This window comes from Pseudonocardia nigra, assembly GCF_019396355.1.
GTDB lineage: Bacteria > Actinomycetota > Actinomycetes > Mycobacteriales > Pseudonocardiaceae > Pseudonocardia > Pseudonocardia nigra.
Genome location: NZ_JAHKRK010000204.1, coordinates 1 through 14,817, shown reverse-complemented (window position 1 = coordinate 14,817; position 14,817 = coordinate 1). Strand labels below are relative to the sequence as shown.

16 protein-coding genes and 4 pseudogenes are annotated in these 14,817 nt (G+C 73.5%); 10 read left to right on the top strand and 10 right to left on the bottom strand.

Features of this window, described 5'->3' with window-relative positions:
- The coding region (gene mobA, locus KME75_RS33200) for a molybdenum cofactor guanylyltransferase (protein WP_219418898.1) at window positions 1-488 on the bottom strand (488 nt) is incomplete at its 3' end.
- Between the two features lie 184 nt (window positions 489-672).
- Here mobA and KME75_RS33195 point away from each other — a divergent pair.
- Entirely contained in the window at window positions 673-1,866 is a 1,194-nt protein-coding gene (locus tag KME75_RS33195; RefSeq protein ID WP_308283306.1) for an AI-2E family transporter, read from the top strand.
- Between the two features lie 2 nt (window positions 1,867-1,868).
- Here the strand turns inward: KME75_RS33195 and KME75_RS47110 are convergent, their stop codons facing one another.
- Entirely contained in the window at window positions 1,869-2,105 is a 237-nt protein-coding gene (locus tag KME75_RS47110) for a hypothetical protein (RefSeq protein ID WP_372452738.1), read from the bottom strand.
- On the bottom strand, window positions 1,997-2,842 hold the full coding sequence (locus tag KME75_RS33190) for a DsbA family oxidoreductase (RefSeq protein ID WP_219418896.1): 846 nt from the start codon (window positions 2,840-2,842) through the stop codon (window positions 1,997-1,999). The genes KME75_RS47110 and KME75_RS33190 overlap by 109 nt, the downstream gene beginning before the upstream one ends.
- 57 nt (window positions 2,843-2,899) lie before the next feature.
- Between KME75_RS33190 and KME75_RS33185 the strand changes: the two genes are divergently transcribed.
- From KME75_RS33185 to KME75_RS33175, 3 genes are read left to right on the top strand one after another with little or no spacing between them, the layout of a single operon-like run.
- Complete coding sequence (locus tag KME75_RS33185) at window positions 2,900-3,457, top strand: TetR-like C-terminal domain-containing protein (protein WP_219418895.1); 558 nt, start codon at window positions 2,900-2,902, stop codon at window positions 3,455-3,457.
- 55 nt (window positions 3,458-3,512) lie between these two features.
- Entirely contained in the window at window positions 3,513-4,004 is a 492-nt protein-coding gene (locus KME75_RS33180) for a ribose-5-phosphate isomerase (protein WP_219418894.1), read from the top strand.
- 1 nt (window position 4,005) lies between these two features.
- A complete protein-coding gene (locus KME75_RS33175; RefSeq protein ID WP_219418893.1) occupies window positions 4,006-4,848 on the top strand; it encodes an Fpg/Nei family DNA glycosylase in 843 nt (280 codons plus the stop codon).
- Window positions 4,849-4,875: 27 nt separating this feature from the next.
- Here KME75_RS33175 and KME75_RS33170 read toward each other — a convergent pair.
- Window positions 4,876-5,872 (bottom strand): annotated as a pseudogene (locus KME75_RS33170) (helix-turn-helix transcriptional regulator).
- A 62-nt stretch (window positions 5,873-5,934) separates the two neighbouring features.
- On the opposite strand from KME75_RS33170, the gene KME75_RS33165 reads away from it, so the two are divergent.
- Window positions 5,935-7,089 (top strand): epoxide hydrolase family protein, encoded by a 1,155-nt coding sequence (locus KME75_RS33165; protein ID WP_219418892.1) that lies wholly within the window; start codon window positions 5,935-5,937, stop codon window positions 7,087-7,089.
- The gene (locus KME75_RS33160; RefSeq protein ID WP_219418891.1) at window positions 7,086-8,171 is read left to right on the top strand and encodes a winged helix DNA-binding domain-containing protein; all 1,086 of its coding nucleotides are present in this window, start codon (window positions 7,086-7,088) and stop codon (window positions 8,169-8,171) included. Before KME75_RS33165 ends, KME75_RS33160 begins: the two co-directional genes overlap by 4 nt.
- Before the next feature lie 63 nt (window positions 8,172-8,234).
- Here the strand turns inward: KME75_RS33160 and KME75_RS33155 are convergent, their stop codons facing one another.
- A complete protein-coding gene (locus tag KME75_RS33155) occupies window positions 8,235-9,014 on the bottom strand; it encodes a hypothetical protein (protein WP_246633316.1) in 780 nt (259 codons plus the stop codon).
- Window positions 9,015-9,131: 117 nt separating this feature from the next.
- On the opposite strand from KME75_RS33155, the gene KME75_RS33150 reads away from it, so the two are divergent.
- Window positions 9,132-9,881 (top strand): HAD-IIA family hydrolase, encoded by a 750-nt coding sequence (locus KME75_RS33150; RefSeq protein WP_219418900.1) that lies wholly within the window; start codon window positions 9,132-9,134, stop codon window positions 9,879-9,881.
- A 210-nt stretch (window positions 9,882-10,091) separates the two neighbouring features.
- The gene (locus KME75_RS33145; RefSeq protein WP_219418889.1) at window positions 10,092-10,244 is read left to right on the top strand and encodes a hypothetical protein; all 153 of its coding nucleotides are present in this window, start codon (window positions 10,092-10,094) and stop codon (window positions 10,242-10,244) included.
- 341 nt (window positions 10,245-10,585) lie between these two features.
- Here KME75_RS33145 and KME75_RS33140 read toward each other — a convergent pair whose 3' ends face one another.
- From KME75_RS33140 to KME75_RS33125, 3 genes and pseudogenes are all read right to left on the bottom strand, one after another.
- Window positions 10,586-11,170, bottom strand: coding sequence for a hypothetical protein (locus tag KME75_RS33140; protein WP_219418888.1), 585 nt, complete (start codon window positions 11,168-11,170; stop codon window positions 10,586-10,588).
- Between the two features lie 28 nt (window positions 11,171-11,198).
- Window positions 11,199-11,549 (bottom strand): annotated as a pseudogene (locus KME75_RS47105) (COX15/CtaA family protein); the annotation flags it as partial.
- 30 nt (window positions 11,550-11,579) lie between these two features.
- A pseudogene (locus tag KME75_RS33125) lies at window positions 11,580-12,080 on the bottom strand (DinB family protein).
- Window positions 12,081-12,231: 151 nt separating this feature from the next.
- On the opposite strand from KME75_RS33125, the gene KME75_RS33120 reads away from it, so the two are divergent.
- A complete protein-coding gene (locus KME75_RS33120) occupies window positions 12,232-12,903 on the top strand; it encodes a maleylpyruvate isomerase family mycothiol-dependent enzyme (RefSeq protein WP_246633315.1) in 672 nt (223 codons plus the stop codon).
- 25 nt (window positions 12,904-12,928) lie between these two features.
- Here the strand turns inward: KME75_RS33120 and cutA are convergent, their stop codons facing one another.
- A complete protein-coding gene (gene cutA / locus KME75_RS33115; protein ID WP_219418885.1) occupies window positions 12,929-13,282 on the bottom strand; it encodes a divalent-cation tolerance protein CutA in 354 nt (117 codons plus the stop codon).
- A 673-nt stretch (window positions 13,283-13,955) separates the two neighbouring features.
- Between cutA and KME75_RS47100 the strand changes: the two genes are divergently transcribed.
- Entirely contained in the window at window positions 13,956-14,294 is a 339-nt protein-coding gene (locus KME75_RS47100) for a leucine zipper domain-containing protein (RefSeq protein WP_219418883.1), read from the top strand.
- A 258-nt stretch (window positions 14,295-14,552) separates the two neighbouring features.
- Here the strand turns inward: KME75_RS47100 and KME75_RS33100 are convergent.
- A pseudogene (locus tag KME75_RS33100) lies at window positions 14,553-14,817 on the bottom strand (hypothetical protein); the annotation flags it as partial.

The window sequence follows — 14,817 nt, the reverse complement described above, 5'->3', positions numbered from 1 at the left end:
GCGAGCTTGAGCCGCCCGTGGGCCACGAGCGCGGGGACGACGGGCGCGAGCGCCGTGCGGTAGGCCGCGGCCAGCGGCTGCCGGTGGCCACCGGCGTGCGGGAGGACGACGTCGGCGTCGGCGTCGAGCAGCTCCAGCACCCGCCGGACATACGCCGGGTGCAGGAACGGCAGGTCGGTGGAGCACACGAACGCGACCGGCGCGCGCTCCTCGACCGCGGCGAGCCCGGTGGCGATGCCCTGCATCGGCCCGAGCCCTTCGACCGGGTCCGCCACCACCTCGACGCCGGCCGGCAGCGCCGGCAGGGGCTGTCCCGGTGCGCGCACCGCGACGACCGGCCCGTCGACGGTCCGGGCGAGCAGCCCGGTGCTGCGGTGCAGCAGCGTGGACCCGTGCCACTCGAGCGCCGCCTTCGACTCGCCCATCCGGGACGACCGCCCTCCGGTGAGCACGATCCCGGCTGCCGGGCCGTCGCCGCTGGTCGTCACCGGGCCGATCGTAGGCCGGGACCCGGGGCGGGGTGTGGGGAGGAGATCACGGCGCGCTGCCCCGTGCGGTGTGCCGATGTCTGGAAGTCTGGGCGGAGGGCACCTAGCACGGCCGACCGGAGGAGATGTCGTGACGACGACGGACCGTCCCCGCCGGGGCCGTGGCACAGCGATAGGCGAGGGCGTGACGTGGACCGCCCGCTGGGGCCTGCGGCTCGCGCTGGTGGCAGTGGGCGCCTGGCTCCTCGGGTTTCTCGTCGGGCAGCTGTGGTCGATCATCCTGCCGGTCCTGCTCGCGATCATCCTGGCCACGGTGCTCTGGCCGCCGACGGCGTGGCTGCGCAGGCACCGGTTCCCGCCCGCGGCGGCTGCCGCCGCCGTGCTGCTGGGCGGGATCGTAGTGCTGGCCGGGTTGATCACGTTGATCACCACGTCGGTGTCGGGGAGCATCGACGAGATCGTGCAGAGCGCCCAGAGCGGCATCCAGGCGATCCAGGACTGGCTGGCGGGGCCGCCGCTGAACCTCGCCAGGGGCCAGCTCGACGCGGCGCTGCAGCAGGCCACGAGCCAGCTGCAGCAGAGCGTGTCGACGATCGCGACGAGCGTGCTCGCGGGTGTGGGCAGCGTGGCGTCGGGCGTGGTGACGGCGCTGCTGACGCTGGTGCTGGCCTTCCTGTTCGTCAAGGACGGGCCGCGGTTCCTGCCGTGGCTGGAGGGCGTGGCGGGCGACGGCGCTGGCGGCCACATCGCCGAGGTGCTGCGCAGGATGTGGCGGACGATCGGCGAGTTCATCCGCGTGCAGGCGGTGGTCGCGCTGGTCGACGCCGTGCTGATCGGGCTGGGCCTGGTGGTCCTCGGCGTGCCGCTCGCGCTGCCGCTGGCGGTGCTCACGTTCCTCGGCGGGTTTGTGCCGATCGTCGGCGCGCTGGTGGCGGGCGCCCTGTCGGTGCTCGTGGCGCTGGTCAGCAACGGTTTCACCACCGCGCTGATCGTGCTCGCGATCATCCTGGTGGTGCAGCAGCTCGAGGGCAACGTGCTGCAGCCGATCCTGCAGGGTCGCAGCCTCAACCTGCACGCCGCCGTCGTCCTGCTCGCGGTCACCGCAGGCGGCACGCTCTACGGGATCGCGGGCGCCTTCCTCGCCGTCCCGGTGGTGGCCGCGGCCGCTGTGGTGCTGCGCTACCTCAGCGAACGGATCGACGCGCGCGTCGCGGGCGCCACGGCGCCGCACGTCGACCCGCCGCTGGAGACGGTGCAGACCGTGGTGGGGGACGGTTTGGGCGAGCCCGTCGGGGACGCGACCGTTCCGCCGCCGGACCCGCCCTCGACCGACGCGCCGCCGCCTTCTGACGCGGAGGCGCACTCCCAGCGCGACTGACCTCAGGCCGCGGACCCCTCCCGCATCGCCCCTGCCAGCCGCAGGTGCGGCGCGGCCTCCTCGCCCCTGCCCAGCCGTTGCAGGGTGCGGCCGAGCAGCAGCCGGAGATAGGAGTCGTGCGGCCACGCACTCACCAGCGGCTCCACGGTCCGTCGCGCCCGCTCCAACTGCGCCGACGCGAAGTAGGCGCGGGCCGCGAGCGTGGCGACCGCGCGGTCGCCGCCGTGCTCGGCGAACAGCGGGCGCAGCATCGCGAGGGCCCCGAGCGGTCGCCCTGCCCGAGCAGCGACTCGGCCCACCGGAGGCGCTCGACCTCCCCCGGCAGGCTCCGGCCCGGAACGGCCGCGTCGAGGAACTCGCCGACCACCTCGGCGGGCTGCGCCCCGGCCAGGGCCCGGTCGCCCACCACGAGCGTGGGGGACGTCCGGATCCCGCGGGCCCTGCCCTCCAGCAGCAGGTCGCGCACGAGCGCATCGCCCGCGTCCCCGGCGAGGAGCTCGGCTCCCGCGGCGAACCCGGCCCGGGCCGCGACGCCGGCCAGCACCGACCGGTCACGGATGTCGAGCGCGTCGACGAAATGGGCGTGCAGAACCCCTTCGACGACGCGGTCCTGCAGCCCGGTGCCGCCGTGCTCGTGGGCGAGCGCGATGAGCCGGTGCGCGTCGTGGCTGCTCGTCCGCCAGGCCGCGCCCCACGGTGGCCCCAATCCCTCGGCCGCGGCCACCCGCGACACCCGCATCCGGTTCTCGGCGGCCGTCAGGCCGGGGGCGCAGGCGCGCAGCACCTCGTCGGCCAGGGGATCGCGCAGCGCCTCGGCGAGCGGCACCGCGGTGGCCGGTGCCGTCGGGTCGATCCGGTACGGCCGCCAGACCACCTCCACGGGCTCGCCCCGGCGGTCGGCCAGCGCCCGCTCCACTCGTCGCTTGCCGATGTAGGCCCAGGCGCAGACCACGTCGGCCCAGATCTCGATGCGCATGGCGACCAACTTAAACGACATGTGTCGTAAAAACAACAGGTGTCGTACAGTGACCGCGTGCACTCCGAGGACCCTCGCGCGCGGCGCACGCGTCACCGCCTGCGTTCCGCCGCACTCGCACTCGCCGCCGAGCACGAGCCGGCGGACATCACGATGGCGGCGGTCGCCCGGCGCGCCGCCGTCAACCGGGCAACGGTCTACCTGCACTACCCGGACCTGGACGCGCTGGTCAGCGACGCGATGCAGGACGCGGTGGCCGAGGTCGCCCGCGCCGCGGCGCTGTGCCCGCTCGACGCCCCGTCCGACCGCGCCCCCGAGCCGCTCGTCGAGTTGTTCGACCACGTCGGCCGGCACGACACGCTCTATGCGCGGATGCTCGGGGCGCAGGGCAGCGCGCGGTTCGTCGCGGGCCTGCGCGAGCGCCTGGCCGACGCGCTGGTGGAACGGTTCCGGGGCGGGTCCCGGCCGATGGGGTTCGCCGAGGTGCCGTTGGACGTCCACGCCGCCTACCTGGCGGGCGCACTCGTGGGTGTGATCGCCCACTGGGTGCCGGCCGACCCCCGCCCGCCCGCGCCGGAGGTGGCGCTCACCACATGGCGCCTGTTCCGCTCCTGACCACGGGCGATGCCCCTCGCAGGGGCCGCGGGCGCATGGGGCACGATGTGCGCTCGTGCGCGTCTACCTCGGTTCCGACCACGCCGGCTTCGAGCTCAAGGCCCACCTGGTCGCGCACCTGACCAGCCTGGGCCACGAGGCGATCGACGTCGGCCCCGCCCACTACGACGCCGCCGACGACTACCCGCCGTTCTGCGTCGAGGCCGCCCGCCGGGTCCTCGCCGACCCCGGGAGCCTCGGCGTCGTGATCGGCGGCTCCGGCAACGGCGAGCAGATCGCCGCCAACAAGGTCCCGGGCATCCGGTGCGCCCTCGCGTGGAGCGTCGAGACCGCGCAGCTGGGCCGCCAGCACAACGACGCGCAGGTCGTGGCCATCGGCGCTCGCATGCACAGCCTCGAGCAGGCGGGCGAGATCGTCGCCGCGTTCGTCGCCACGCCGTTCTCCGGCGAGGAGCGCCACCAGCGGCGCATCGACCTGCTCTCCGAGTACGAGCGAACCGGCGTGCCGCCCGCGCTGCCGCCCGGCCAGATCCCGGTCGACGCCTGACGTGCCCGAAGGCCACACCCTTCATCGGCTCGCCGACCTGCACCGCCGGCGCTACGTCGGCAGGCCGGTCGCGGTCTCGAGCCCGCAGGGGCCGTTCGCGGCCGGCGCGGCGCTCATCACCGGACGGGTCCTGGAGTCGGCGGAGGCGCACGGCAAGCACCTGTTCCACCGCTACGGGCCCGATCTCGTCGTCCACGTGCACCTCGGGCTCTACGGCAAGATCAGCGACGAGTCGCTGCCGCTGCAGGAACCGTGGGGCCAGGTGCGGATGCGGATGGTCGGCACCACGCACTACGCCGACCTGCGGGGCGCGCCGGCCTGCGAGCTGCTCACCGACGCGGAGGCCAATGCGATCCACGCCCGGCTCGGCGCCGACCCGCTGCGCGCCGATGCCGACCCCGACCGCGCCTTCGCCCGGATCTCCCGATCGCGCGCGCCGCTGGCCACCCTCCTGATGGACCAGTCCGTGATCGCGGGCGTCGGCAACGTCTACCGCGCGGAGGTGCTGTTCCGGCACGGGCTGGACCCGCAGACGCCGGGTCGCGCCCTGACCAGGGCGCAGTGGGACGCCCTCTGGGCCGACCTCGTCGCCCTGCTCGGCGAGGGCTACTCGATCGGGCTGATCGAGACGCTGCGGCCCGAGCACCACGAGCTCTCCGACGCCCCGGGCGACGTCAGCGGCACGCGCGTCTACACCTACCGGCGCACCGGCGAGCCGTGTCTGCTGTGCGGCACGCCGATCGCGCACACCGAGCACGCGGCCCGCAACCTGTTCTGGTGCCCTTCTTGTCAGGCGCCGCCGGGATCGCGTCCCCGTCGCCGGCGCCGCACCTCCCCCCGGTGATCAAGGCGCCGATGTCGCTCTGACAGATCAACAAGGGACGTCAGCGCCTTGATCGCCGGGTTCCCGGCCGGCGGCGCGGAGGTAGCGTTCGCCCACCGCCCGGACGTGCGCCACGAGCTCGGGCGGGTCGAGCACCTCGAAGTCGACGTCCAGCAGCCCGAGGTAGGCCGCGAGCGTCGGCAGGGTGTCGGCGCCGGTGGAGAACAGGCAGTGGGTGTCGTCGAGGGGTTCGACCGCGCCCGCCACCGGGGCGATCCGCGCGCGTACGTCGGCGGCGGAGGCGTGCAGCCGGATCCGGGCGCGGTAGCGCCACATGCCCCGCGCCCCGCGCCCCGCGCCCCGCGTGACGTACCCGCGATGTCCTCCTCGGGTGGCTCCCGCGGGACGAACCGCGGTCCGGTGGGGATCCGGGGGTCATCCGGTCGACGCTGAAGGTGCGCCAGTCGGCCCGGTCGACGTCCCAGGCGACGAGGTACCAGCGCTGTCCGGTGTGGACGAGCCGGTGCGGCTCGGTGTCGCGGCGGCGGACCTCACCCACGTGGCCGGTGTAGTCGAAGCGCAGCCGCTGGTGGTCGCGGGTGGCCGCGGCGATGGCGGTGAGCACCTCGGCCGCCACCGTGGGCCCGGCCCCGGGCACCGGCACCATCGCGTCGGCGAGGGCGGCCACCCGGTGCCGCAGCCGGGACGGCAACACCTGCTCCAGCTTGGCCAGTGCCCGCACCGAGGTCTCCTCGATGCCGCCGACGGTGCCGCCCGCCGCGGACCGGAGCCCGACCGCCACCGCGACCGCCTCGTCGTCGTCGAGCAGCAGCGGGGGCAGGACGGCGCCCACACCGAGCCGGTAGCCGCCCGTCCGGCCCGGTGTGGCCTCGACCGGATAGCCCAGCTCGCGGAGGCGCTCCACGTCGTTGCGGACCGTCCGGGTGCTCACGGCGAGCCTGGCGGCCAGTTCGGGGCCGGTCCAGTCGCGGCGTGTCTGCAGGAGCGACAGCAACCGCAGCAGTCGGGTGGAGGTCGGCAACATTTCTCGATCCTGGCAGGAAAAGCGGAACGGACCGTGCCGCATTGGCTTCTAGCGTTCTGGTCATGGAGATCACCCCCTTCCGCATCGACGTCCCGCAGGCCGATCTCGACGACCTCCGCGAGCGCATCGCCCGCACCCGCTGGCCCCGCGAGCTGCCGGGCGTCGGGTGGGAGCGCGGCACGCCGGTCGGGTACCTGCGCGAGCTGGCCGACTACTGGCGCGACGGCTTCGACTGGCGGGCGCAGGAGGCCCGCCTGAACCAGTTCCCGCAGTTCACGACCCTGATCGACGGCCAGGAGATCCACTTCCTGCACGTGCGCTCGCCCGAGCCGGACGCGCTGCCGCTGCTGGTCAGCCACGGCTGGCCGAGCTCGGTCGCGGAATTCACGCAGATCATCGGCCCGCTCACCGACCCCCGGGCGTACGGGGGCGACCCGCGTCAGGCCTTCCACCTGGTGGTGCCGTCGCTGCCCGGGTTCGGGTTCTCCCCACCGGTGACGGAGGCGGGCTGGGGCCTGCCGCGCACGGTCGGTGCGTACGCCGAGCTGATGCGCCGGCTGGGTTACGAGCGCTACGGCACCCAGGGCGGGGACGTCGGTGCGGGCGTCGCCGCAATGCTGGCCGGGGCGGCGGCCGGCGCGGTGATCGGGATCCACATGAACGGCCCGGCCAACTACGGGACGGCCGACGAGGCGAACCTGACCGACGTGGAGAAGGAGCGCCTGCAGCGGGCGGCCGAGTTGGAGGCGCACGGGACCGGCTACCTCACCCTGCAGGCGAACCAGCCGTCGACGATCGGGGTGGCGCTCCACGACTCCCCGGTGGCGCAGCTGGCCTGGATCGTCGAGAAGTTCCAGGCCTGGACCGACCCGGCGAAGGCGCTCCCCGAGGACGCCGTCGACCGCGACCAGATGCTCACGACCGTCACGGCGACCTGGCTGAACGGCGCCGGCGCGGCGTCGGCGCAGTTCATCTACGAGAGCATGAACGGCCCGCACGCCTGGTCGCTGGGGGAGGACGCCCCCGAGGTGTGGGAGGGTCCGGTCGTGCCGACCGCCGTGGCCGTGTTCGCCGCCGATCTCTCGATCCGCTCCGGGGTCAACCAGGGCAACATCACCCGCTGGACCGACTACGACACCGGCGGGCACTTCCCGGCCATGGAGGTGCCCGACCTGCTGGTCGAGGACGTGCGGGCCTTCTTCGCGGAACTCCGGTGACGGTCCCGGTGCTCGGGCGGCGCGCGCTGAACCGCGCGCTGCTCGAGCGGCAGCTCCTGCTGCGGCGCGCCCCGCTACCGGTGCCGGAGGCCGTGGCGCACCTGGTCGCGGTGCAGGCGCAGGTGCCCGCGGCGCCGTACCTCGCGCTGTGGTCGCGGGTGGCCGGGTTCCGCCCCGAGCAGCTCGCCGACCCCGTCGCGGACCTGTCGATGGTCCGGATGCCGTCCCTGCGCGCCACGATGCACCTGACCACGGCCGACGACGCGTTCGTCCTGCGGGCGATCACGGCCCCCGTCCTGGAGCGGGTGTTCCGCGGCAGCGAGTACGGCCGCGCGCTCGCCGGACTGGACCTCGCCGAGGTCGTGGCGGCCGGGGCCGAGCTGCTCGCGACCCCGCGCACGGTCACCGAGCTGGGGCGCGAGCTCGCCGCCCGGTGGCCGGACCGCGACCCCACGGCGCTCGGCTACGCCGTGCAGTACCTCGCCCCCTTGCTGCAGCTGCCGCCCCGAGGCGTGTGGGGGCGCAGCGGCCGGGCGCTGCTGGCCGAGCTGACCACGACGCTCGGCCGCCCGCTGCCCGCCGATGCGGCGACCGACGCCCTCGTGCTGCGCTACCTGCGGGCGTTCGGGCCGGCCAGCACGTCCGACGTCCGGACGTTCACCGACGTCGGCGGGATCCGTGACGTCGTCGCACGGCTGGACCTGCGGTGGTTCACCGACGAGCGCGGCCGTGAGCTGCTCGACGTGCCCGACGGGCCGCTGCCCGACCCGGACACGCCGGCGCCGCCGCGCTTCCTCGGCGAGTTCGACAACGCTCTGCTCGGGCATGACGACCGGAGCCGGATCCTCGCCGCCGAGCACCGGGCGGAGGTGCTGCTCAAGCCCGTCCGGCCGCTGCTGGTGGACGGGATGGCGGCGGGGCTGTGGACCTCGGGCCCGGACGGGCTGGTGGTGCGGCCGCTTGCGCCGCTGTCCGACGACGAGGCCGCTGACGTGCAGGCCGAGGGCGAGCGGATGCTGTCCGCCCTCTGGCCCGACGCCACGCAGAAGGTGCGGATCGAGGGGTTCTCGACCGAGGGGTAACCCTTGATCACTGCGGTGCGGCCGGGAGATGACGGGTCGAGTCTGCGGCGGCCGCCGGCTGCGTCAGAAGTCGCCGAACCCGCCGAAGTCGCCTCCGAGGTCGCCGAAGTCGCCCCCGCCGACGTCACCGCCCATGTCGCCGCCCATGTCGTCGCCGCCCATGTCGTCGCCTCCCATGTCGGAGCCGACGTCGCCCTGCGCGTCGTCGTAGGCCATGCCGTCGCCGAACCCCTCGGCGTAGGCGACCCCCGACATCCCGGAGAACATGGCGCTGAACAGCAGCATCGACCCGACGCCCCACGCGCCCGCGACGAGCGCGGGGCGCCACCACGGCTCGGAGTACCAGCCGCGCGGGACCGGCCGCCCGGCGACCATGCCGCCCGGGTAGTAGTGCCGGTTGCGCTCCGACGGCGCGGGGGAGGCGCTGTAGGCGCGGCCCTCGACCTCGACGTCGCGGTCCTCGCTGACCGCACCGGCCCGCTGCTGGCCGGGCAGTGGCGGCAGGTCGGGGCCGGGGTCGATGCCCATGGCGGTGCGGGCGGCACGCACGTAGTAGAGGCCCTCGTAGGCGGTCTCGGTGACCTGCCGGGCCTGGGCGGCGCTGCGCGCCTGTTCCATCTGCGAACCCGCCGCGTTGTAGCGCTCGGCGGCGTCGGCGAGCGCCTGCTTGGACGCCTCGTCGGTGCCGACGAGGTTGAGCACCTGCCCGCCGAGCCGTTCGACCCAGCGGCGTGCCTCGGACTTCGCGTCCTCGAGCTCCCGTGCCTGCGTGGCCGCCCGCTGCCGCAACAGCCAGACGACGCCCGCGGCGATCAGCACCAGGACGACGAGGGTCAGGATCATGCCCTCCACGTCGCACCACTCCCATCGGAACCGCTCATCTGCGTCAACGTCGGCCGCGGACGCGTCGTTCCCATAGGCTCCCCATCCGTGGCCGACCCCAAGCCCATCGAATGCTGGATGACCGACATGGACGGCGTGCTCGTCCACGAGGGCCGGTTGATCCCCGGCGCCGACGCGTTCATCGCGCGGCTGCGCGAGACCGGCAGACCGTTCCTCGTCCTGACCAACAACTCGATCTTCACGCCGCGCGACCTGCAGTTCCGGCTCCGGACGTCGGGCATCGACCTGCCGGTGGAGTCGATCTGGACCTCGGCGCTGGCCACGGCCACGTTCCTCGACGACCAGCGGCCGCAGGGCAGCGCGTACGTCGTCGGCGAGGCCGGCCTGACCACGGCACTGCACGAGATCGGGTACGTCCTCACCGACAACAACCCCGACTACGTGGTGCTCGGCGAGACGCGCACCTACAGCTTCGAGGCCGTGACGAAGGCGATCCGGCTGATCCGGAACGGGGCGCGGTTCGTGGCGACCAACCCCGACCCGACCGGCCCGTCCGGTGACGGGGTGTTGCCGGCGACGGGCGCGGTGGCCGCCTTGATGACCCGCGCCACCGGCGTCGAGCCCTACTACGTGGGCAAGCCGAACCCGCTGATGATGCGGGCGGCGCTCAATCGGCTGCAGGCCCATTCGGAGACCACCGCGATGATCGGCGACCGGATGGACACCGACATCGTGTCCGGCCTGGAGGCCGGAATGCGCACCGTGCTGGTGCTGACGGGAATCACGCAGGCCGAGGAGGTGGACCGGTTCCCGTTCCGGCCGAGCCGGATCGTCTCGTCCATCGCGGAGCTGGTGGACGAGATCTAGGGGGACACGCCAGGTCCACGCCGACGGGCACATCGGCGTGGACCCGGGACCGGTGGGAGGGGTTCACCGGCCGGGACGAAAGGGACCGTGGAGATGCGCCATCCGGGTCTGCTCTCGTTCCCCGCCCCTCGACTCGGAGCATTCGCGCCGGACGTTACGCACGGCGTCGTTGCCCCAGGAATGACAGTGGTGTGATTTACCATTGGGGGCATGGACACGACGATCACGACCGGCTGGTGGCGCTGCCCGGGCTGCGGCGTCGAAGCGGAGCTGCCCGTGGCGGCCACCTCCGGGTGCCAGGTGCCCTGCCCCGACTGCGGTGAGGCGATGGGCGAGCAGTGGCGGTGGGACACGGCCGCCTGAGCCGCCCGCCGGCCGGGACCCCGCGCCCCGCTCACCCGACGAGCTGGGGCGCCGGACGGTGCCGCTGCGCGCGACCAGGTCGTCGCCGGTCACGCCGTGCCCGAGGCTGCGGTAGGCGTCCAGGGCGAGCAGCACGGCCACCGGCACCAGCACGAGCGCTGATCCACGCCAGGTGCAGCAGCACGTCGGTGCGCAGCGCGCCGAGCAGCGCGAGGCCCCCTTCCGCCGGGGCGCCGGATCGGGACGCGCAAGGCGTCGTCGACCGCCGGGAGCGTGTTCCGCGACCTGACGCTGCCGCTGTTCCTGCGGATGGGCGCCGCGGCGACGCGGGAGCAGTACTCCTACCGGCTCGCCGGGCTCGGGCGCGCCGACCTGGCGGCTTGACGGCCGCGTCGGCCCGCTCGCGCGCGGACCACCGTGACGACGAGGTGCGTGGTGGCGACTGTGACCAGTGCGGCGCCCACGACATGCGCGGCGACCAGCGGCACCGGCAGGGCGGTGACGTACTGCACGTAACCGACCGCGCCCTGTGCGAGCGAGGCGGCGACCAGCCACCAGGCGGCGCGCCGCTGGGTCGGGGGCGCGGCGGTGACGTGCAGCGCGACGAGGACGACGACCAGGAGCGCGAGGAACACCAGGACGGCGTCGGCGTGCACCCGGCTCAGCAGCTCGGGGTCGAGGGCGAACCGGCGGGCGCGCTCGTCGCCCGCGTGCGGGCCACTGCCCGTCACCAGCGCTCCGAGTACGAGAACGACGCCCAGCACGACCGGCAGGGCCACGACGAGCCACCCGATCCACCGGGCGGGCATGCGCGGCCGCGCCGCCGGGCGCCGCAGGACGTCCACCAGCACGGTGACGGCGGCGACGAGGACCATGCTCGCCAGGAAGTGGACGGCCACGACCTCCGGCGCGAGCTCCTGGCGCACGCTCAGCCCGCCGATGAACCCCCTGGGCGATCACGCCGGCGAGCGCGCCGACCGCGAGCGCGATCGTGGTGCGCGAACGGCCGCGGTGGCGCAGCACCGCGAAGAGCATCGCGACGGTGACCAGGCCGACGACGATCCCGAGGACCCGGTTGCCGAACTCGACGACCCCGTGCACACCCATCTCCGGGGTGTTGACGAAGGAGTCCTCGGTGCAGCGCGGCCAGGTGGGGCAGCCGAGCCCGGATCCGGCGAGGCGCACGAGCGCACCGGTGAGGACGATCAGGGTGTTGGCGACAAGGCCCGCGACGGCCACGGTGACGGCGACCCGGCGACCGCCGTCCGATGCCGGTCGCGCGGCCGGCGGCGCGTGCGTGGTCATCTACACATCGTAGAAATAGGCGGGCTGCGGTCAGCCCCCGGGATGGTCGCCGGTGGCGCCGTCGAGGAGCTCGCGCAGGATGTCCATGTGCCCGGCGTGCCGGGCGGTCTCCTCGATCATGTGGATCAGGACCCACCGCATGGAGACGGTGTCGCCGAATCACGCGGTGCCCGTGTCGTCCGGGCCGAGCTCGGTGATCACCGCGTCGGCGGCCGCGCGGGCCCGGGCGTAGAACGCGAGGACGTCGGCCGTGCTCTCCCCGGGCTCGACGCGCAGGTCGGCGTTCTCGTCGTCCTCGTCGAACGGCAGCGGCTCGGTCTCCCGCCCGAACGTCTGGCAGAACCACCCGTACTCGACGGCGGCCAGGTGCTTGACCAGGCCGAGCAGGTGCGTGCCCGACGGGGTGACCGGACGGCGCAGCTGCTCGTCGTCGAGGCCGTCGAGCTTCCACAGCACGACGTCGCGGTGCCGGTCGAGGCTGACATGGAGGCTTTCCTTCTCGCCGGCGAGGAGCGGCACGCGTCGCGTCATGGGGCCGGACGGTAACAGCGGGCACCGACAGCGCCGGGAAAAATTCTCCCCGGCTGCGATGAATCCAGCGGTCCCGCTGCGTCCCTTCCCCGACGCTCGTGGGAGCGGGGAGGGAAGAGGCCTGATGACACGTACGGAGAAGGATTCCTCGATGGCGCAGCCGACGGACCGCGGGGGCCCGGCGATGGACCGGGACGAGATCGAGGCGGCCGTGTGGGCCGAGCGGCTGAGCCTGTGCGACTTCCTGGACGGACTCGACGAGCCCGAGTGGGGGGTGCAGTCCCTGTGCTCCGCGTGGACGGTCCGCGAGGTCGTCGCGCACCTGACCGTCACCACCAGGGCCACGATCCCCTTCGTGCTCAAGGCCGCGATCAAGGCGCGCGGCGACTTCCACCGGATGACGGCGGACGTGGCGCGCGCCCGCGCGACCGCCTTCACGCCCGCCGAGCTCGTCCGGCAGCTGCGGGAGAGCGCGGACTCGTCCCGGCGGATGCCCGGCAGCGGCCCGATGGACCCGCTCCTGGACCTGCTCGTGCACGGCCAGGACATCGCCCGCCCCCTGCAGCGGCGGCACGCGATGCGGACCGAGGTCGCCGTCGCGGCACTGGCATACCTCGCGACCACCAAGTTCCACGGCGGACCGCAGCGCATCGCCGGGCTCGAGATCGTCGCGACCGATGCGACGTGGTCGTTGGGGGCGGGGCCGGCCATCCGGGGCAAGGTGGAGGACCTGCTCCTGGTGGCGGCCGGACGCCCCTCCGGGCTCGCGCACCTCACCGGCCCCGGCGTCGACCGCCTGGCCGAACGGCTCGCCGCCGGGTGAACGGGATCCGTACCGACCGCGAGCCCTAGCTCGAAGCCGGATCGAGGGTCTCCTGGTAGACCCACTTCAAGTACGTCCGGTGTCCGCCGGAAATCGGCAAGGCGATCACACACGGGACGTCGTCGGAGTGTTCACGGTCCGCGCGCGCGACGATCTCCGGCACGAGCGCGGCGCGGGTGTGGAGGCCGACCCGCGCCTGTGTCTCGTCGTAGACCTCGCCCTCCCACCGGTAGATCGCCCGGATCTGCGTGATGTTGTGCCCGCACGCGACGAGCCGGTCCTCGACGAGCTTGCGGGTGAAGTCGGCGAGCCATTCCGCGCTCTCGGCGGTGATGACGACCTCGACGCACTCCAGCTGCTCGGTGCTCGGCTCGGTCATCCGGTGCTGGTCCTCTCCTCGTTGCAGAGCTCGTCCATGAGCGCGACCGCTTCGTCCTCGGTGCGGGCCATCGAGCTCCACCCGGTGACCGGTTGCCTCGGCGGCCCTCGCAGGACCGCCAGCATGCCCACCAGTCGCCCGCGAGGTCGACTCGTCGAGCCTCCTCGCCGGCCAGCTCATCGATCATGATGCCGAGCACGCGGGATCGACCTGGCCACGGACACCGGCACGAGGCGGGCGAGACGCAACCCGAGCCCCTGCCCTCCCGGCCGGGAGACTCGTCCGGTGCCGGTCCGTCGATGGTCGGGGTGGCGGTGTCCTGACTCAACACATCGGCGACAGGTGTCTCACGACATCGGCGACACGCTGTCTCAGGTCATGGTCGAAAACCGGGTGGGCCCGTGATGATCAGCAATGTCGAAGGCTCGCCTGGTCATCACAGCGCTGGTGGTCGAGAAGCAGTCTCCCGCTGCGGTCGCACGCCGGTACGGGGTTCATCGCTCGTGGGTGTACCGGTAGTGGGTGAAATCCGACTGCCAGCACTCGTTCGGTTGGGCGGCTTCGAACCGCGCGTTTCGCGGGCTCGGGGGTGACCGCGCCGTGCCGGGCCAGGACCCGGTTGATCGTCGCCCGGTACAGAGTGGCGTCGTGGTGATGGGTCAGGTACCAGGCGATGGTGTCCGCGCCCGCGTCCAGGCTCAAGGCCCGTGACGAGGCCGAGGGCGAAGCGGCGCTCACACCACGCTCGCGCCGGCCCAAGACCTCACCACGGGCCACCGCGCCGGAGACGGTGGAGGCGGTGCTGCGGCTGCGCAAGCAACTGGCCGAGCAGGGCCTCGGCTCACCCGCCCCGACGGCCGCCCCGGCGCCGACGTGGAGATCATCACCTGGCTCGACGACCACTCCCGCTACGCCCTGCAGGTCTCGGCGTACCGGCGGGTCACCGCCCGCATCGTGGCCGACACCTTCACCCTCGCCGCGACTGAGCACGGCTACCCGGCCTCCACCCTGATCGACAACGGCATGGTCTACACCGTGCGGTTGGCCTCACGCCGCGGCGGGCGCACCGCGCTGGAGACCGAGCTGCGCCGTCACGGCATCGCGCAGAACAACAGCCGACCCAACCACCCCACCACCTGCGGAAAGGTGGAACGCTTCCAGCAGACGATGAAGAACTGGCTGGCCGCCCCGACAACCGGCCACCATCCCGGCCCTGCAAGCACTCCTGGACACGTTCGTCGAGATCTACAACCACCAGCGCCCGCACCGCTCACTGCCCCACAAGGCCACCCCGGCCACCACCTACCAAGCCAAACCGAAAGCCACCCCCACGATCGGCGCCCGCACCGGCGACAGCCACGACCGCGTCCGCACCGACAAGATCGACAAAACCGGCTGCGTCACCCTGCGCGTCGCCGGGAAACTCCGCCACATCGGCATCGGCCGACCCCACGCCGGAACCCACGTCCTCCTCCTGGACTCCGACCTCCACGTCCGCGTCATCAACGCCGCCACCGGCGACCTCCTCCGCGAAC